Consider the following 15076-nt stretch of genomic DNA (forward strand, 5'->3'; position numbering starts at 1 on the left):
CGTCCGAAACCACGCTCATGGTCATCATGAAAGTAGAAGCACCGACAAACATGCGCATTGCCGTCAATCTCGCCCAGGCCGCTTCGGCGCTGGGGGGCGTGGGCAAGCCTGTCGAAACGCAACAGGCCGTGCAGTCCAATTCGATGGAGGAGGTCGGCATGACCTTCAGCCATCACGTGGAGCGCAACACCAAGGCCTTGAGCCAGCGGCGCATCCGTAATGCGCGCAGCGAGGTGGGCCAGACGCGGGTCGAGACGCGTGAGCGATTGGAAGAGTGGTACGACCAACTCGGTCATCCCGGCAAGCAGAGCCTGAGTGCGATGGCGGCCCAGGCCGGGACCCTGCTCTACGGCGAGCCGGTGCTCGAAGACGTGGTGCAAGCCACCGGTGGGGATCCGGCCCGTACCGACCTGATCCTGCAACAAGTGGTGCGCGAGGCCGAGTCCCAGGGCCGGCAGGTCGAAGCCAAGCGGGCCCGCGACTACCTGCAATTGCTGCGCGAACAATACAGCGCGCAGATCCAGGCCGGCATGAACATCGCCGAAGCGTTGCGCGCGGCGGGCGGCGATCCGCAACTGCGCCAGGCAGTGCGCCGCCTCTACTACGACACCGTGGTGCTCAAGCAGTCCCTGCCCACCATGATGCAGGCGCTGCTCGGGCTGTTTGGCGAAACCGCGTTCGTGTCGGGGCTGGACATGATGCGCCGGGCCCTGGCAGACGACATCGCCGCGCAGACCCCGTCGAGCCCCACCGCCAAGCTGCGTGCGCTGCTGATCGGCCTGGCCGCTTCGACCCAGCTCGGCAGCGTGCTGCACAGCTGCCGGCAGTTGCTGGAGCAATTGTCCGGCAGTTGCCCGGCCAGCCAGCTCACCGCGGTGCTGTTGCTCCAGCGCATGCTTGGGGTGGCGGCCAGTGGCTTGTCGGCGGCCGAAGTGCGCCGCATCGGACGTGAACTCGGCGGTGAAGAGGAACGCGACCAACTGGTTTCGCTGAACGGCTTGTATTCGATGCTCAAGCGTTTGCCGCTGGCGCTCTGGCGCGACGGCAAGAGTCGGCAGAGCGCATTGAAGAATCTGTTGGTGCTGCTGGATGAGCGTTCCCGTGGCGAGGTTCGCGGGCAGACCGCCGCACCGATCATAGGAGTGCACGCATGATCGCCCTGTTGAACAAAGTCGCCGGCGCAGCGGTGCGGCGTATCGAGGTGGCCGGCGCGTTCGTGGTGCTGGGCATCGTGTTCATGCTGATCCTGCCGCTGCCGACCTCGGTGGTCGATGCGCTGATCGCGGTCAACATCTGCATCTCCTGCCTGCTGATCGTGCTCTCGCTCTACCTGCCTCGCCCGTTGGCCTTTTCCTCGTTCCCGGCAGTGCTGCTGCTGACCACGTTGTTCCGGCTGGCGTTGTCGGTGGCGACCACTCGGCTGATCCTGCTTCAGGGCGATGCCGGGCATATCGTCCAGGCGTTCGGCAACTTTGTGGTCGGCGGTAACCTGGCCGTCGGGCTGGTGATCTTTCTGATCCTGACGGTGGTGAACTTCCTGGTGATCACCAAGGGCTCCGAGCGTGTCGCCGAGGTGGCCGCGCGCTTCACCCTGGATGCGCTGCCGGGCAAGCAGATGTCCATCGACAGTGATCTGCGCGCCAATCTGATCGATGTCAACGAAGCCCGTCGCCGCCGCGAGGAACTGAACAAGGAAAGCCAATTGTTCGGGGCGATGGACGGGGCGATGAAGTTCGTCAAGGGCGATGCCATCGCCGGCCTGGTGATTGTCGTGATCAACCTCATCGGTGGTTTTTCGGTGGGCATGATGCAGCACGACATGGGCGCCTCCGAGTCGATGCACCTGTATTCGGTGCTGACCATCGGTGATGGCCTCATCGCGCAAATTCCTGCACTGCTGATTTCCCTCACCGCCGGCATGATCATCACCCGGGTGTCGCCGGAAGGACAGCCGGCCGGAAGCAGCGTCGGCAAGGAAATCGCCAGCCAGTTGACCGCCGAGCCCAAGGCCTGGGTGATCGCGTCGGTGGGGATGCTGGGCTTCGCCGCGCTGCCCGGCATGCCGACGCTGGTGTTCATCGTCATCGCCCTGATCACCGGCACGGCCGGGATCGTCCAGTTGTATGCCCGCGCACGGCAGGCGCGGCAAGGCGATCAGGCACCGACGGTGTTGTCCCCCGAGCAGAACGGTGCAGAAGACCTGCGCAGCTTCGACCCGACCCGCGCCTATCTCTTGCAGTTTTCCAAGGCCATGCAGGGACACCCGGCCACCGAAGAAGCCATCCAGACGATTCGCAAGAAGCGCAATGGGCTGGTGGCCGGTTTTGGCCTGACGTTGCCGCCCTTTGAAATCGAATACAGCGCGTTGCTGGAGGACGACGAATGTCGCTTCTGCGTGCATGAGGTGCCGATGTTGCGCGCCACCTTCTGCGAGCGCGTGGCCGTGGCGCGCGGGCCCCTGCCTTTCGAACCGCGCCAGGCGCAGGTCGGCAGCGAGGTGCGGGACGAGCAGCAGTGGCTGTGGTTGATGCCTGATGACCCGTTGCTGGCGGATGAGCGGGTGGAGGCGGTGTCCGCCACCGAGCTGTTGGTGGAGCGGATGAGCCGCGCCATGTTCGCCACCGGTCCGCAGTTCCTTGGCCTGCAGGAAAGCAAGTCGATCCTTAGCTGGCTCGAGGCGGGTCAGCCGGAGCTTGTCCAGGAGTTGCAGCGGACCATGCCGCTTGCGCGTTTCGCGGCGGTGCTGCAACGCCTGGCCGGCGAAGGCGTTCCGCTGCGGGCGGTGCGCCTGATCGCCGAGTCGTTGATCGAACACGGGCAACACGAACGGGACGTCGGCGCCCTGACCGACTACGCCCGCATCGCCCTGAAGTCGCAGATCTATCACCAGTACCGCGACGCCGAGGGCCTGCACGCCTGGCTGCTGACGCCGGAAACCGAAACGCTGTTGCGCGAGGCGTTGCGCCAGACGCAAACCGAAACCTTCTTTGCCCTGGAGAGCGGGCACACCCGGGCGCTGGTCTTGCAGTTGCGCGAAGGCTTCCCGCTGCGCGCCAAACGCGTGGCCGTGCTGTTGGTGGCCCAGGACCTGCGCGCGCCGCTGCGCGACCTGCTGCGCGATGAATTCAACCACGTGCCGGTGCTCGCCTACAGCGAGTTGCACAGCAACGCCCAGGTCAACGTCCTGGGCCGCTTCGACCTCGAGCAGGAACAACTGCGGGTAGAGGATGCTGCCTGACCGCCGTCGGCTTCGGCGGCGTCACGGGGCAATTGCACGGATTGCACATAACGAGGAGGGGAGCCTGCGGGTGTCCCGTCCACAACAGGTGAGGGCGAGCGATGTCGCCCCTTGAGGAGTTGGCCAYGTTCGAGCTACGGGTATTGAGTGGTCTGCACCGGGGTGCGGCCTTGCCGTTGGTGGGCGATGAATGGGTGGTCGGGGCGGCGGAGGACGCCGACCTGGCCCTCTACGATCCAGGCATCTGCGCCCGGCACGTGCGCCTTGAACGAGTGGAGGAACAGTGGCGGCTGGCGCTGCTGGATGGCGTGGCGTGTGATGCACAAGGGCAACCCTGGACGCCCACGGAACCGTTGCCGGTCAACGCGCCTTTTGTCGTCGCCGGCATCTGGCTGTGCCTCGCCCCGGCCGACCAACCGTGGCCCCAGGAGGCGGCGTTGGAGAACGGTGCGCCGGCGGCAGGCAGCCCGGACAACCTGAAATCGGCGGCCCGGCCCTGGTGGCCCAGGCGCCTGGCCATTGCTGCCGCCGTGATCACCGTGGCGTCCAGTGCCTGGGCCTTTACCAGCCAACCGGCGCAGCCCGTGGCGCCCGGCCCGGCCCAGTCACTCAAGCGCAGCAAGGTGACGCTGGACAACGTCGCGGCGGTGCGCCTGGAGCTGGATCGCATGTTGCAAGAGCGCGACCTCGCGGCGCAGGTTCAGGTCGAGTCCCGGGACGATCGCCTGGTGCTGGTGGGCGAGCTGCCGCGCCAGCGCCTGGCGGTTGTCGAGCGCCTGGTCGAGCGGTTCAACGACCGTTATGAAACCCCGGTTCCGGTCACCGCCAACGTGCAGGAGCACCTGACGCAGTTGCCGTTCCAGATCGCCCAGATCGTGGGCGGCAAGCGCGGCCATGTCGTCACGTCCGACGGCCGCCGGTTGTTTCTCGGCGACCAGATCGATGGCTTGCGTCTGACGGCCATCGGCAACGACAAGGTGACCTTCGAAGGTGACCAACGCTACGAGGTCACCTGGTGATGACACACGCGGCGGCGGCACGCCTGCAGGCCTGGGAAAGCGCCCAGCGAGCACGCTTGCAGCGGTTCGCGCCGGTCGCGGTGCGCGGGCGGGTGCAACGGGTCAACGGCATTCTGTTGCAATGCCGGCTGCCCGAGGCGCAGATCGGCGATCTGTGCCGGGTCGAGCGCGATGCCCGTGAGCCACTGCTCGCCGAGATCGTCGGCTTCGACCAGCACGACGCCTTGCTCAGTGCCCTGGGCGGCCTGGAAGGCGTGCGCGTCGGGGCGACGGTGGAGCCCCTGGGCATGCCGCACCGGGTGCACGTGGGGCCGCAGTTGTTGGGCCAGGTACTGGACGGGTTCGGCCGGCCGCTGGTGGACGGTGGCGCCGGCGCGTTTGCCGATGCGTCCGTGCTGCACGCGTCGGTGGTGATTGGCGAAGCGCCTGCGCCCACCGCCCGGCCCCGCATCCAGCACGCCCTGACGACTGGCGTGCGTGCCATCGACGGGCCGCTGACCCTCGGCGAAGGCCAGCGCGTGGGGTTGTTCGCCGGTGCCGGCTGCGGCAAGACCACGCTGCTGGCAGAGATCGCCCGCAACGTCGATTGCGACGTCATCGTGTTCGGCCTGATTGGCGAACGTGGGCGCGAATTGCGCGAGTTCCTCGATCACGAACTCGACGACGAACTCAGGGCCCGCGCGGTGCTGGTGTGCGCCACTTCCGACCGTTCCAGCATGGAGCGCGCCCGCGCGGCTTTCACGGCGACGGCACTGGCCGAGGGCTTTCGAGCCGAAGGCCGGCGCGTCCTGCTGTTGATCGATTCCCTGACCCGGTTTGCCCGGGCCCAGCGTGAAATCGGCCTGGCCGCCGGTGAACCGTTGGGGCGCGGAGGCCTGCCGCCGTCGGTCTACAGCCTGCTGCCGCGCCTGGTCGAGCGGGCCGGGTTGACCCAAGACGGCGCCATCACCGCGTTGTACACCGTGCTGATCGAGCAGGACTCGATGAACGATCCGGTGGCCGACGAAGTGCGCTCGTTGCTCGACGGCCACATTGTCCTGTCGCGAAAACTGGCCGAGCGCGGGCACTACCCGGCTATCGACGTGCTGGCGAGCCTGTCGCGGACCCTGGCCAATGTGGCCGAGGCGGAGCACCTGCGGGCGGGCATCAACCTGCGCCGGTTGTTGTCGGCCTACGATCAGATCGAACTGATGCTGCGCCTGGGTGAGTACCAGGCCGGCGCCGACCCGCTGACCGACCTGGCCGTGGAGTCACGCGGGGCCCTGGACGGTTTTTTGCGCCAGGACCTGCGCGAGCCGGAGCCGATGCCCTCGACCCTGGCTCACCTGCACCAGTTGACTGCCTATGTCCCAAGCTGACCTGGATGCCCTGGCGCCGGTGCGTCGTCACCGTGAGGCGCAGGCCGAGCGGGCGTGGCGCCAGGCCCGTGACCTGCTGCGTGAGCGCGAAGCCAGCGTGGCAGCGGCGCGGGCGCAGTGGCAGGCGGCCAGTGAGCGCCAGGCCGCGCAGCGTGCGGCCCTGTGCGACGAACACCGTGGGCGGGCGCTGAGCGTGGTCGAGTTGAATGCCTGGAGTACCCAGGAACGCCGCCTGATGGGCGAGCTGGCCGAGCAAGCCCAGGGCGTGCAGGCGCTGGACGCTGCCCGGGCCCAGCAGGCACAGGACACGGAAGCGGCACAGCAGCGCCTGCGCGGGCGCCGCCGCGACCTGGAAAAGCTGAAGGCGTTGATGGAGCGCCTGGCGCAGGAGTCATGCGATGAATGAGCGTCCCGTACGCCATGAGCCGGTGCCTCGGCACGAACCGCCGAGCGCCCCGGTTCGCCACCCGCTGCGTGGGTATGAACCGCCACCGGCCCAGGCGAGCCGGGCGCCACGCTCGACGCTGCGCGATTGCACGCCCGGCACCGATCGCGACCCGGATGCCACGATCGGTCGCAGCGACGGCTACTGGTTCCGCCAATGGGTCGAGGCACCAGAGGGCGGCTTGCAACAGGATACTGCCGGGGCGGGCTCGTTGTCGGGCCTGGTGGGTCTGGACGGCAGTGATGTGGAGGCGTTTGTCGATCAGCTCACGCCGCGCTTGCGCGCCACCCAGGACCTGCAACTGGACCTGCTGCTGCACCTGCCGCACCTGGGACGGATCAAGGTGCTGGCACGGCGGCTGGACAGTGGTCCCGGCTGGGACATCGGCCTGAGTGGCGAAAGCGATGAGGTGCAGGCGCGCCTGTCGAGCCGAAGCGGCCACCTCGAAGACGCCTTGACGCAGAGCCTGGGACAACCGGTCAGCGTGCACGTGGCACGCGCAGAAGAGGACGACTGACATGAGCGCATTTGCACTGTTGCTGCCATCGGTCAGCGCCGAGGAAGCCGTTGCCCGCCAACGGCTGGGGGCTGGCGTCGAGTTGCCGTTCGACGTGGCGGGAGAAACGGGGCGACTGGCGCTGAGCCTGGGCAACGGCCCCACGGGTGCCTCGCCCGCTGTGCTCGAGTGTGCCCACGGGGCGTTTGTCTTGGGTGAACCCGGCCCGGTGCTGAGCCTGTTCGGTGAGTGCCCGGTGGTCTTGCCCGCCGAGCCCGGGGCCGATGACGAGTGGTTCTGGTCCCTGTTCCATCAGCTCCTGAGCGAGCCCTTGCGCCAAGCCTTCGGTTTTCTCAAGCCGCTGGACGCGACCGGAGTCAGCGGCATTGCCTGTCGACTCGAGGTGCAGTTGGGGGCCGCGCGTGTGGTCAGCCACCTGGAGGTGCCCGGCCAGACCTTGCTGGGCCTGCTCGACGCCGCCCCCTGGCAGCGCCAGGCCGAGCCCTGGACCGAACACTTTATGTTCCGCGTGCCGCTGCTGGTCGGGCACCTGGCCCTGGCCAGCGGACAGCTCGCCGCCCTGCGCCCCGGTGACGTGGTGATACCCGAGGAACACCGGTTCGATTCATCCGGCCAAGGCCTGGTTCGCCTGGGCCGGCATTGCCTACACGTGCAGGTGCACAGCCACGCCGCACCGTTGCACCTGACCGTACTCGCGCTTGAGGAGACCGCTATGAGCAGCACCGCCGACACCGACATCCTGACGCCCGAATGGGACGACACCGCCCGCTACGCCGCCGACGAACAGGACCCGGCGGCGTTCGACCCGGCGACCTTGGCCCAGGCCGACGCCGAAGCCGATGCCGAGGACGCACCGGCGGCACAACAGGCGGCCGTCGACCGCCATGAACGTTTCGACGACCTGCCGCTGGCGCTCACGGTACGTTGCGGTCACCTGAACCTGACCTTGGGCGAGCTGCGCAACCTGGCACCCGGCGCGGTGCTGCAAGTGCAAGGCGTAGCGGCGGGGGCCGGGGCCTTGTTCTACGGCGAGCGGCCCGTGGCCCATGGCGAGTTGGTGGAGGTCGATGGCCGGCTGGGCTTGCAGATCGTCCGCGTGGATGTGGCTGGATGAGCTTCCAGGGGGTCGACCCCTTCCTGCTGGCGCTGTTCATCGGGGGCATTTCCCTGGTGCCGCTGCTGCTGATCATCTGCAGCGCGTTCCTCAAGATCGCCATCGTGCTGACCATCACCCGTAACGCCATCGGCGTGCAGCAAGTGCCGCCGAACATGGCGCTGTATGCCATTGCGCTGGCCGCGACGCTGTTCATCATGGCGCCGGTGGGCCACAACGTGGCCGAAGCGCTCAAAGAACGGCCGCTGGACTTCAGCAACACCGAGGCGTTGCAGGGGTCGGCCCTGAACGCGATCAAGCCGCTGCAAGCCTTCATGTCGCGTAACACCAACCCGGACATCCTCACCCACCTGTTGGAGAACACCCAGCGAATGTGGCCCAAGGAGCGCGCCGAGCAGGCCAGTCGCGATGACCTGATGCTGCTGATCCCGGCGTTCATGCTGTCGGAACTGGAGGCGGGCTTTCAGATGGGCTTTTTGATCTACATCCCGTTCATCGTCATCGACCTGATCGTGTCCAACCTGCTGCTGGCGCTCGGCATGCAGATGGTGGCGCCCATGACCATTTCGTTGCCGCTCAAGTTGCTGGTCTTCGTGCTTGCCCAGGGTTGGACGCAGCTACTGGACAGCCTCTTCTATTCCTACCTCTGAGGACCTGCGATGGACGCGATGACGCTGTTCAAGGAAGGCATGCTGCTGGTGGTCCTGCTCTCCGCGCCGCCGTTGATCGTGGCGGTGCTGGTGGGGGTGCTGACCTCACTGGTGCAGGCCTTGATGCAGATCCAGGACCAGACCCTGCCGTTCGGCATCAAACTGGTGGCGGTGGGGCTGACCCTGCTGGTGACCGGGCGCTGGGTGGGCGGAGAACTGATGGGATTGCTGCGCCGGGCCTTTGAAATGATGGCCAACACCTGATGGCGGCCTCGGCGTTCCTGCCCTATTTCGACCTGCTGCTGTCGGTGGCGCTCGGCATGGCGCGCATCTATCCGGTCGCCTACCTGGTGCCGGTGTTCTGCTTCCAGCACCTGCGCGGCCTGCCGCGCCATGCCATCGTCTTCGCCCTGGCGATGTTGCCGGCCCCCGGTATCCGCCAGGCGCTGATCGACGCCCAGGTCAACTGGCTGTTCCTGGGCGGCTTGATGGTCAAGGAGCTGATATTGGGCTTCTTGCTCGGGGTGTTGCTGGCGATGCCGTTCTGGCTGTACGAATCGGTGGGGGCCTTGCTGGACAACCAGCGCGGCGCGCTCATCGGCGGCCAGTTGAACCCGGCGCTGGGCACCGATACCACGCCCCTGGGCCACCTGTTCAAGGAGATGATCATCCTGTTGCTGGTCGCCACCCTGGGCATCGGCACCTTGACCCAGGTGATCTGGGACAGCTACCTGGTCTGGTCGCCCACGACCTGGTTCCCGCTGCCCGGCGCGGATGGCTTCGGGGTGTTCCTCGGGCTGCTCGCCGAGATGTTCATGCACATGCTGCTCTACGCCGCGCCATTCATTGGCCTGTTGTTGTTGGTGGAGTTCAGCCTGGCGCTGCTGAGCCTGTACAGCCCGCAACTGCAGGTGTTTATCCTCGCCATGCCGGCCAAGAGCCTGATCGGCCTGGGCTTCTTGCTGTTCTACCTGCCCACGCTGTGGGACGCGATGACCGGCCGACTCATCCGCTATGGGGAAATCCGGCACCTGCTTGACCTGCTGTTGCAGGCGCCCTGAGGGAGGGGCTCGCCGATGAGTGAAGACAGTGGCGAAAAGACCAAGAGCGCGACGCCGAAGAAGATTCGCGACGCCCGCAACAAAGGCCAGGTTGGCCAGAGCCAGGACCTCAGCAGCCTGCTGGTGCTCGCGGCGGTCACCGAGGTGGCGTTGACGCTGGCCGATGACAGCATGCAGACGCTGCAAGACCTGGCGGCCTTCCCGCTGCATCGGCTGGACGTCGATTTCACGCGGGCCTTCGAGGAAACCCTGGCCCATGCCGGTAGCGTGTTGCTCAGCTTCACCCTGATGACCGTGGGGCTGGCGATTGCCACGCGGCTGGTGGCCGGCTGGATACAGTTCGGCTTCCTGTTCTCCCCCGAGGCCCTGGCGCCTGACCCGAACCGCCTGAACCCGCTGAACCAGGCCCAGCAGATGTTTTCCGGGCAGGCGCTGATCAACCTGTTCATGGGGCTGGTCAAGGCAGTGTTCATCGGGGCCGTGCTGTACCTGGTCACGATGCCGGCGCTCGGGGCGTTGGTCAGCCTGGTCAACGGCGACCTGCAAACCTACTGGCGCGGGTTGGCCAGCTTGTTCCGGCACATCATGCACACGTGCCTGGCGGTGTTGCTGGTGTTGGCGATCATCGACTTCGGCCTGCAGAAGTACTTTTTTGCCAAGCGCTTGCGCATGAGCGAGGAAGAGGTACGCAAGGAGTTCAAGGAAATGGAGGGCGATCCGCACGTCAAGATGCACCGCCGCAACCTGGCCCGGCAGTTGGCCGGGCAGTCCGCCGAGAAGGAAACCCAGCCGGTGGAGGACGCCGACATGCTGGTGGTCAACCCCACCCACTTTGCCGTCGCCCTGCGCTACCGGCCCGAGGAAACGGCGCTGCCGCAGCTCATCGTCAAAGGCGTCGATGCCGAGGCCCGGGCGCTGATCGAGCGGGCCAAGGCGGCGCGGATCCCGGTCATCCAGTGCATCTGGCTGGCGCGCACGATCTACCGCGAGGACGTCGGCGGTTTCATCCCCCGCGAGACGCTCCAGGCAGTGGCGCACATCTACCGGGTGCTGCGGGAACTGGACGACGAGGCCAAGGCCGAGGTGATCGAGATTCCGGAGTTGAACCTGCGCTGAGGCCGGGCGAGGGAACCGATGCACCCGTGACGGCCACTCAGGGGATGAGCCGGATTCGTCCGGGCGCTGCCGGCTTGCCGCTATGGCCCGCCCATCCTCCCCGAGGAACCCACTGGAGAATTTCCCATGCCCCATGATCCAAGCCTTGTCGGGCGCACAGGCGCCCTGCACGGGGTCGACAGCAGCCTGTTGTCCAACGCTTCCACGTTGAGCCAGCAGCCCCTCGAAGCCCAACAACGCCGCACCAGCCAGAGCTTGCAGGCACGAGGGCGTTCGTCCTCGACGCCCCCGACGTTGCATCAGCGCGGTCGAACCCGCACCCGCGAGGAAACCCGCGCGTCCCGTGCGAGGTCCCAGCCCCCGCAGCCACGGCCGTCCGCCGAAACCGATACGGCGACCCCGCCGCCGACCGCACCCGCCTCCGAGCAAACACTCCTGCGTGACATGGAGTCCCGTCAGCGACAGTTGATGGAGCGTCAGTTCGAACTTCAGATGGGCATGGAGGAGCGCCAGGCGGCGATGCTGCAAGTCAAGAGCGCCGCGGACATGACCAAGCTGATGAGCGACACGGTGACCGAAGTCACCAAGGGTTTCCTGGACAGCGCCAGGAAGGTCATGCAGGAAGGTGGCGAAGCGATGAAGCTGCGTTGAGGCCCGGCGCCCACGGCCCCGCCAGGCATACCTGGTGGGGCTCGACGGGGCGGTTCAACCCAGGCGGGTGCGGTTCATGGCGAGGCTCGCCGGACGGGGTTCGCCCGGCTTGGCCAAATCGAGGATGCGAGGGCGCACCTCGTTGACCTGGGCGACGAACCCCACCACCCAATGACAGAACCGGGTTTCGTCGAGGGCCGACAACGTGCTGTGGGCGCACAGGCGAACACAGGCCTTGTCGTCCAGGGCCAGCCAGCTGCCGCCGAGCAGGTCCAGGCGAAAGTTGAGTTCCAGCAGGCGCTTGTGCAGGTCGGGGGCGTGGACCGTCACCTCGATCGCGCAGTGCAGAATGGCCATGTCGCTGTGCTCGGGCAACTCGATGACCACCGCTTCGCGGTTGTGCTTGTCATACAGCGCGCACACACCTTGCTCCAGTTGCAAGTCCGCGTGCAGATGGTCTGCGAGGGCCGAGATCAAACGTTGGGCGAGCGGTGCGGCGGTCATGGTGAGCCTCAGTAGGTGGCTGGACGGTCGTCGAGGTCTTCCAGGCCCAGCAGCGAAAGCTGTCGGGACTGGATCTCGTCGAGCAGTTCAGATGTGATGGAGGAGTCCGGCAGCGCCTGCCACACCACGAGCGCTCGCTGTGGGTCGAGGAACACGAACAGTTGAGCGTATTCCAGCGGGTTGGCGAAGCGTCGTTCGAGCGCTTGCTGGATCTGGTTGGCGCGTAGCACCTGGCTTTGTACTTGTAGCGCGAGCCCCACGCTGTGAGGCTCGCGTCTCAAGCCGAACTCAATGCCGGGGGCAATTTCCCAATACGTCGCAATGCCGGCGATGATGTTCTTTTGAAAAGCTTGGCGAGTGCTTGCGCTGTGCACCGAGAAAGACATGCCGATTCAGTTCTCCAAGGGGACGACGCTGTGGTCGAGTGGGTGTTCGGGCGAGCCGAGGCCGCCGCGCATGCCGGGCGACCACCAGACGACGATCCGCGCAGGGTCGGGCTCGGCACGTTCACAGGAACCGGCCTGGCAGCCCGAGCGACTTGCGCAGCCGGCGAATACCGGCAGGCTCAGGAGTACGGCGAGCAGCAGCGGTGTGCGCCTCATGGGTTCATCCTCGCAGTGGTTTGCAGTAGGGAAGGACGTTCGCCGCCCGGTACGCGCGCGGGCTGGTTCATGACCACGAACACTTCGGTTTCCTCGCCGGGTTCCAGCCACACTTTCGGCCAGGCAGAGGCCGCCAGGGTCCAGCGGCTGCCACAGCTCGCTTCATCGAAGCGCAACCGCCGCTGGCCATCGTTGCGCACCACGCCCACGGCGATGCCGTAGTCGGGGCCGGCGAACCATTGGGCGCGCGAGGCGTCCAGCGTCAGTCCGGGCTGCAAGGCGCACAGCGTCTCGGGGGAGTAGGGAATCGAATCGGCCTGCTTGAACGAGGCCGGGATGTTGCCGTCGGCCAGGCGGGCGAGCACGTCGCTGACCTCCAGGCGACCGACCGGGCGCTTGCCGTTGCGCCGCTCTTCCAGGCGCGCCATGGCGCTGTCGACCTGTTCGCGGTCGAGGGTCGAGATGTAGCGGGCCGGGTCGACCTGGTCGCCGATCAGGCGTGGCGTCAGGATGAACACTCGCTCCCGGCGGCTGGTTTCGCGGGTGGTCGACGAAAACAGCAGCGGCCCCAGCAGCGGGATGCGCCCCAGCCATGGCACCCGTTCCAGGTTGTCGCCGGTTTCCTCGGTGTGGAAACCGCCCACCACCAGCGAGCGGCTTTCGCCCATCACCGCCTGGGTGCTGACCACTCCGCGGCGTACGCTGGGCGTCTGCTGGCCAACCTCGGAAGGTTCGATGCGGCCGTCTTCGATGTCCAGGGCCATCTGGATCTGCTTGTGCCCGCCGGTTTCGATGGCATGCGGCACCACTTGCAGGCTGGTGCCGGCGGTGATGGGTTCGATGTTGGCCACGCGCTCGCCGATGGCGGAGAGGTATTCGGTACGGCTGAAGTCGATGACCGCCGGCTGGTTCTCCAGGGTCAGGACCGAGGGGTTGGCGACCACCGTGGCCAGGCCGCGGCCTTCCAGCGCGCGCAGTTGCGCGGAAAAGTCGCCGTAGTCCTGGATGAATACCGTCGAGCTGGCACCGGGGCGCAGCATCGAGGCGCCGCCGATCAGGTCGCCGCTCTCGACGTTCCAGTTGGAGGCCAGTTCGGCCAGTTGGGTCCGGTCGATGTCCAGGATGATCGCGTCGATTTCCACCAGTTTGCGCGGCACATCCACGTCGCGGATCAGCGGGGTATAGATTTCCCGGCGCTTGGGCGCGTCGTAGATGAGCACGGCGTTGTTGCGCACATCGGCTTCGACACGGATCTTGCCGCGGCTCCCACCGCCGCTATCGCCGGGCTGCACGCGGGTGGTGTTCGGGCGGCCCATGCCGTTGAAGGCCAGTTGTTCGATATTGCCCATGGCCATCGATTGGTTGCCCTGCATGTTCTGGAACGACGCTTGGGGCAGGGCGGTGGGTGCCGCGCCGGAGGTCGAGCCACGATTCTCCAGCAGGCCCCGCAGGATGCTGGCGACGCCGGGGATGACCAGGGTGTCGCCGCGGTATTTGATGTTGCGGTCGGCCGCGGTGGCGTAGCGCAGCGGGAAGCTGATGACTTCCTGTTTTTCTTCGGGGGTCTTGCGTGCCCTGGCGAACTGCGTCACCAGGCGCACGTAGCGTTCGGGACCGGTGATCAGCACCACGCCTTCGTCAGGCAATTCACCCCAGCCGAAACGCGGGTCCAGCAGGCCGATATCGGTCAGCGCCTGTTTCATGTCCGGCACGGCATCGGCGGACACCTCCAGGCGCTTGGAGCGCTGGTTCTGCAACGGGCTGACGTACAGGCTGCTGCCGTACACGAACCACTGGAAGCGATTCTCCAGCCCGAGCCGGTCGAGGAACGCCTGGGGGCTTTCGGCCCGCATCCGGCCTTCCACCGTGCCCTTGACGGTGCCGTCGATCACCAGTTGCACGCCGAAGGTATTGGCGAAGTCATCGAGTACCTTGGTCAGCGGCGTGGCCTGGGCGTCATAGGCATAGGGGGTGTTCTTCCAATCGGTGGGCACGGCGGCCTGTGTCGGCGCGGCCAGCCCAAGCGAGCCGGCCAGCACCAGCGCAATCAGCGAGGGGCTCGCCCAGCGCTGCGTGATCAACTGGCGAAGACGGGCGTTGCCTTCGGTCATCAAGCGGTACGGCATAAACCACTGGTTAGGCATGGCGCAGTCCTGTTCCAAGGAAATGAGCGTGCGAGGGCCGCCGCGCCACGGGCGCCGCCGCACCACGTGGGGCTTTTTGCAGAATCGATTGCCAGGTGTCGCGCTGGTTGAGCAGCGCTTCGAGCAACTCGATCAAGTCGTCGACGTGTCCGTCCGGAGCCAGCTGTGCCATCAGCCACAACCGCGCATCGTGGGGCGCGCGCGCCAGTGCCCCGGGGAATCGCGAAAGGCTCGGGTGGGCCAGCCGGAGCACCTCTTCCAGGGCCGCCTCGTTGGACACGCTGGCGGGCAGCTCGACCGACAGCAGCAGCGCGCCTTCGAGTTTGTCGAAGGTGACGTCGCCGTCGTCGATGACCAGGGTGAAAGGCGCGGGCTCATCGGCGCCGGCACTCCAGCGAATGAGCTGCGCGCGCAGCTCATGGCATTGCATCGATGATCGCCTTGGCGAGGTTGTGGTGGGCCGTGGTCTGTTGAGTGGCCGCCGTCACCGCGACCGACATGCCGTTCATGCTGGTGAGGAAGGTGTGCATGTCGTCCAGGGACTGGCTCTGCGCAGCGTTCATCGCCGCGTTGTTGACGTTGTCGGTGGCGCGTTGGAAGTAAGTGTCGAGGCGGCGCTGCAGGGCATCGATAGAAGACATAAACGGTTCCTCCGGG

Annotated in this window: 18 protein-coding genes; 12 read left to right on the forward strand and 6 right to left on the reverse strand. The window is 66.6% G+C overall.

Annotated features, from left to right (window positions below):
* The first annotated feature begins 26 nt into the window (after positions 1-26).
* From VM99_02985 to VM99_03040, 12 genes are all read left to right on the forward strand, one after another.
* Complete coding sequence (locus VM99_02985) at positions 27-1154, forward strand: type III secretion protein (GenBank protein AKK01682.1); 1128 nt, start codon at positions 27-29, stop codon at positions 1152-1154.
* Positions 1151-3238, forward strand: a complete 2088-nt coding sequence (locus VM99_02990; GenBank protein ID AKJ97061.1) for a type III secretion protein HrpI — start codon at positions 1151-1153, stop codon at positions 3236-3238. Before VM99_02985 ends, VM99_02990 begins: the two co-directional genes overlap by 4 nt.
* Before the next feature lie 101 nt (positions 3239-3339).
* The gene (locus tag VM99_02995) at positions 3340-4257 is read left to right on the forward strand and encodes a type III secretion protein (GenBank protein ID AKJ97062.1); all 918 of its coding nucleotides are present in this window, start codon (positions 3340-3342) and stop codon (positions 4255-4257) included.
* On the forward strand, positions 4257-5615 hold the full coding sequence (gene fliI / locus VM99_03000) for an ATP synthase (GenBank protein ID AKJ97063.1): 1359 nt from the start codon (positions 4257-4259) through the stop codon (positions 5613-5615). Before VM99_02995 ends, fliI begins: the two co-directional genes overlap by 1 nt.
* The gene (locus VM99_03005) at positions 5602-6021 is read left to right on the forward strand and encodes a type III secretion protein (protein ID AKJ97064.1); all 420 of its coding nucleotides are present in this window, start codon (positions 5602-5604) and stop codon (positions 6019-6021) included. Before fliI ends, VM99_03005 begins: the two co-directional genes overlap by 14 nt.
* Positions 6014-6577 carry a type III secretion protein gene (locus tag VM99_03010; GenBank protein AKJ97065.1) on the forward strand — a complete coding sequence of 188 codons (564 nt, stop codon included), beginning with the start codon at positions 6014-6016 and terminating at the stop codon, positions 6575-6577. Before VM99_03005 ends, VM99_03010 begins: the two co-directional genes overlap by 8 nt.
* Position 6578: 1 nt before the next feature.
* Positions 6579-7691, forward strand: a complete 1113-nt coding sequence (locus VM99_03015) for a type III secretion protein (GenBank protein ID AKJ97066.1) — start codon at positions 6579-6581, stop codon at positions 7689-7691.
* Complete coding sequence (gene ssaR, locus VM99_03020) at positions 7688-8341, forward strand: type III secretion system protein SsaR (GenBank protein ID AKJ97067.1); 654 nt, start codon at positions 7688-7690, stop codon at positions 8339-8341. The genes VM99_03015 and ssaR overlap by 4 nt, the downstream gene beginning before the upstream one ends.
* A 9-nt stretch (positions 8342-8350) precedes the next feature.
* The gene (locus VM99_03025; protein ID AKJ97068.1) at positions 8351-8605 is read left to right on the forward strand and encodes a type III secretory protein EscS; all 255 of its coding nucleotides are present in this window, start codon (positions 8351-8353) and stop codon (positions 8603-8605) included.
* Positions 8605-9402 carry a type III secretion system protein gene (locus VM99_03030; protein ID AKJ97069.1) on the forward strand — a complete coding sequence of 266 codons (798 nt, stop codon included), beginning with the start codon at positions 8605-8607 and terminating at the stop codon, positions 9400-9402. Before VM99_03025 ends, VM99_03030 begins: the two co-directional genes overlap by 1 nt.
* A gap of 15 nt (positions 9403-9417) precedes the next feature.
* Positions 9418-10518: a type III secretion system protein gene (locus VM99_03035; protein AKJ97070.1), complete on the forward strand. Its 1101-nt coding sequence runs from the start codon at positions 9418-9420 to the stop codon at positions 10516-10518.
* 444 nt (positions 10519-10962) lie between these two features.
* Positions 10963-11169 carry a hypothetical protein gene (locus tag VM99_03040; GenBank protein AKK01683.1) on the forward strand — a complete coding sequence of 69 codons (207 nt, stop codon included), beginning with the start codon at positions 10963-10965 and terminating at the stop codon, positions 11167-11169.
* Between the two features lie 54 nt (positions 11170-11223).
* Here VM99_03040 and VM99_03045 read toward each other — a convergent pair whose 3' ends face one another.
* From VM99_03045 to VM99_03070, 6 genes are read right to left on the reverse strand one after another with little or no spacing between them, the layout of a single operon-like run.
* Positions 11224-11673 (reverse strand): type III secretion chaperone SrcB, encoded by a 450-nt coding sequence (locus tag VM99_03045; protein AKJ97071.1) that lies wholly within the window; start codon positions 11671-11673, stop codon positions 11224-11226.
* 8 nt (positions 11674-11681) lie between these two features.
* Positions 11682-12059: a type III secretion system negative regulatory protein RspV gene (locus VM99_03050; protein ID AKJ97072.1), complete on the reverse strand. Its 378-nt coding sequence runs from the start codon at positions 12057-12059 to the stop codon at positions 11682-11684.
* Between the two features lie 6 nt (positions 12060-12065).
* On the reverse strand, positions 12066-12275 hold the full coding sequence (locus VM99_03055) for a type III secretion protein (GenBank protein ID AKJ97073.1): 210 nt from the start codon (positions 12273-12275) through the stop codon (positions 12066-12068).
* Positions 12272-14419: a secretin gene (locus tag VM99_03060; protein ID AKJ97074.1), complete on the reverse strand. Its 2148-nt coding sequence runs from the start codon at positions 14417-14419 to the stop codon at positions 12272-12274. The genes VM99_03055 and VM99_03060 overlap by 4 nt, the downstream gene beginning before the upstream one ends.
* The gene (locus tag VM99_03065) at positions 14412-14849 is read right to left on the reverse strand and encodes a type III secretion protein (protein ID AKJ97075.1); all 438 of its coding nucleotides are present in this window, start codon (positions 14847-14849) and stop codon (positions 14412-14414) included. The genes VM99_03060 and VM99_03065 overlap by 8 nt, the downstream gene beginning before the upstream one ends.
* Entirely contained in the window at positions 14836-15060 is a 225-nt protein-coding gene (locus VM99_03070; protein ID AKJ97076.1) for a type III secretion protein, read from the reverse strand. Before VM99_03070 ends, VM99_03065 begins: the two co-directional genes overlap by 14 nt.
* Positions 15061-15076 lie beyond the last annotated feature (16 nt).

Origin of the sequence: Pseudomonas chlororaphis, from assembly GCA_001023535.1 — a bacterium.
Lineage (GTDB): Bacteria > Pseudomonadota > Gammaproteobacteria > Pseudomonadales > Pseudomonadaceae > Aquipseudomonas > Aquipseudomonas chlororaphis_E.

Bases quoted from the DNA above. Each gene is read 5' to 3' on its own strand.
- VM99_02985 (AKK01682.1), top strand. From the start codon at position 27: ATGAAAGTAGAAGCACCGACAAACATGCGCATTGCCGTCAATCTCGCC.
- VM99_02990 (AKJ97061.1), top strand. From the start codon at position 1,151: ATGATCGCCCTGTTGAACAAAGTCGCCGGCGCAGCGGTGCGGCGTATC.
- fliI (AKJ97063.1), top strand. From the start codon at position 4,257: ATGACACACGCGGCGGCGGCACGCCTGCAGGCCTGGGAAAGCGCCCAG.
- VM99_03005 (AKJ97064.1), top strand. From the start codon at position 5,602: ATGTCCCAAGCTGACCTGGATGCCCTGGCGCCGGTGCGTCGTCACCGT.
- VM99_03010 (AKJ97065.1), top strand. From the start codon at position 6,014: ATGAATGAGCGTCCCGTACGCCATGAGCCGGTGCCTCGGCACGAACCG.
- VM99_03015 (AKJ97066.1), top strand. From the start codon at position 6,579: ATGAGCGCATTTGCACTGTTGCTGCCATCGGTCAGCGCCGAGGAAGCC.
- ssaR (AKJ97067.1), top strand. From the start codon at position 7,688: ATGAGCTTCCAGGGGGTCGACCCCTTCCTGCTGGCGCTGTTCATCGGG.
- VM99_03025 (AKJ97068.1), top strand. From the start codon at position 8,351: ATGGACGCGATGACGCTGTTCAAGGAAGGCATGCTGCTGGTGGTCCTG.
- VM99_03030 (AKJ97069.1), top strand. From the start codon at position 8,605: ATGGCGGCCTCGGCGTTCCTGCCCTATTTCGACCTGCTGCTGTCGGTG.
- VM99_03035 (AKJ97070.1), top strand. From the start codon at position 9,418: ATGAGTGAAGACAGTGGCGAAAAGACCAAGAGCGCGACGCCGAAGAAG.
- VM99_03040 (AKK01683.1), top strand. From the start codon at position 10,963: ATGGAGTCCCGTCAGCGACAGTTGATGGAGCGTCAGTTCGAACTTCAG.
- VM99_03045 (AKJ97071.1), bottom strand. From the start codon at position 11,673: ATGACCGCCGCACCGCTCGCCCAACGTTTGATCTCGGCCCTCGCAGAC.
- VM99_03050 (AKJ97072.1), bottom strand. From the start codon at position 12,059: ATGTCTTTCTCGGTGCACAGCGCAAGCACTCGCCAAGCTTTTCAAAAG.
- VM99_03055 (AKJ97073.1), bottom strand. From the start codon at position 12,275: ATGAGGCGCACACCGCTGCTGCTCGCCGTACTCCTGAGCCTGCCGGTA.
- VM99_03060 (AKJ97074.1), bottom strand. From the start codon at position 14,419: ATGCCTAACCAGTGGTTTATGCCGTACCGCTTGATGACCGAAGGCAAC.
- VM99_03065 (AKJ97075.1), bottom strand. From the start codon at position 14,849: ATGCAATGCCATGAGCTGCGCGCGCAGCTCATTCGCTGGAGTGCCGGC.
- VM99_03070 (AKJ97076.1), bottom strand. From the start codon at position 15,060: ATGTCTTCTATCGATGCCCTGCAGCGCCGCCTCGACACTTACTTCCAA.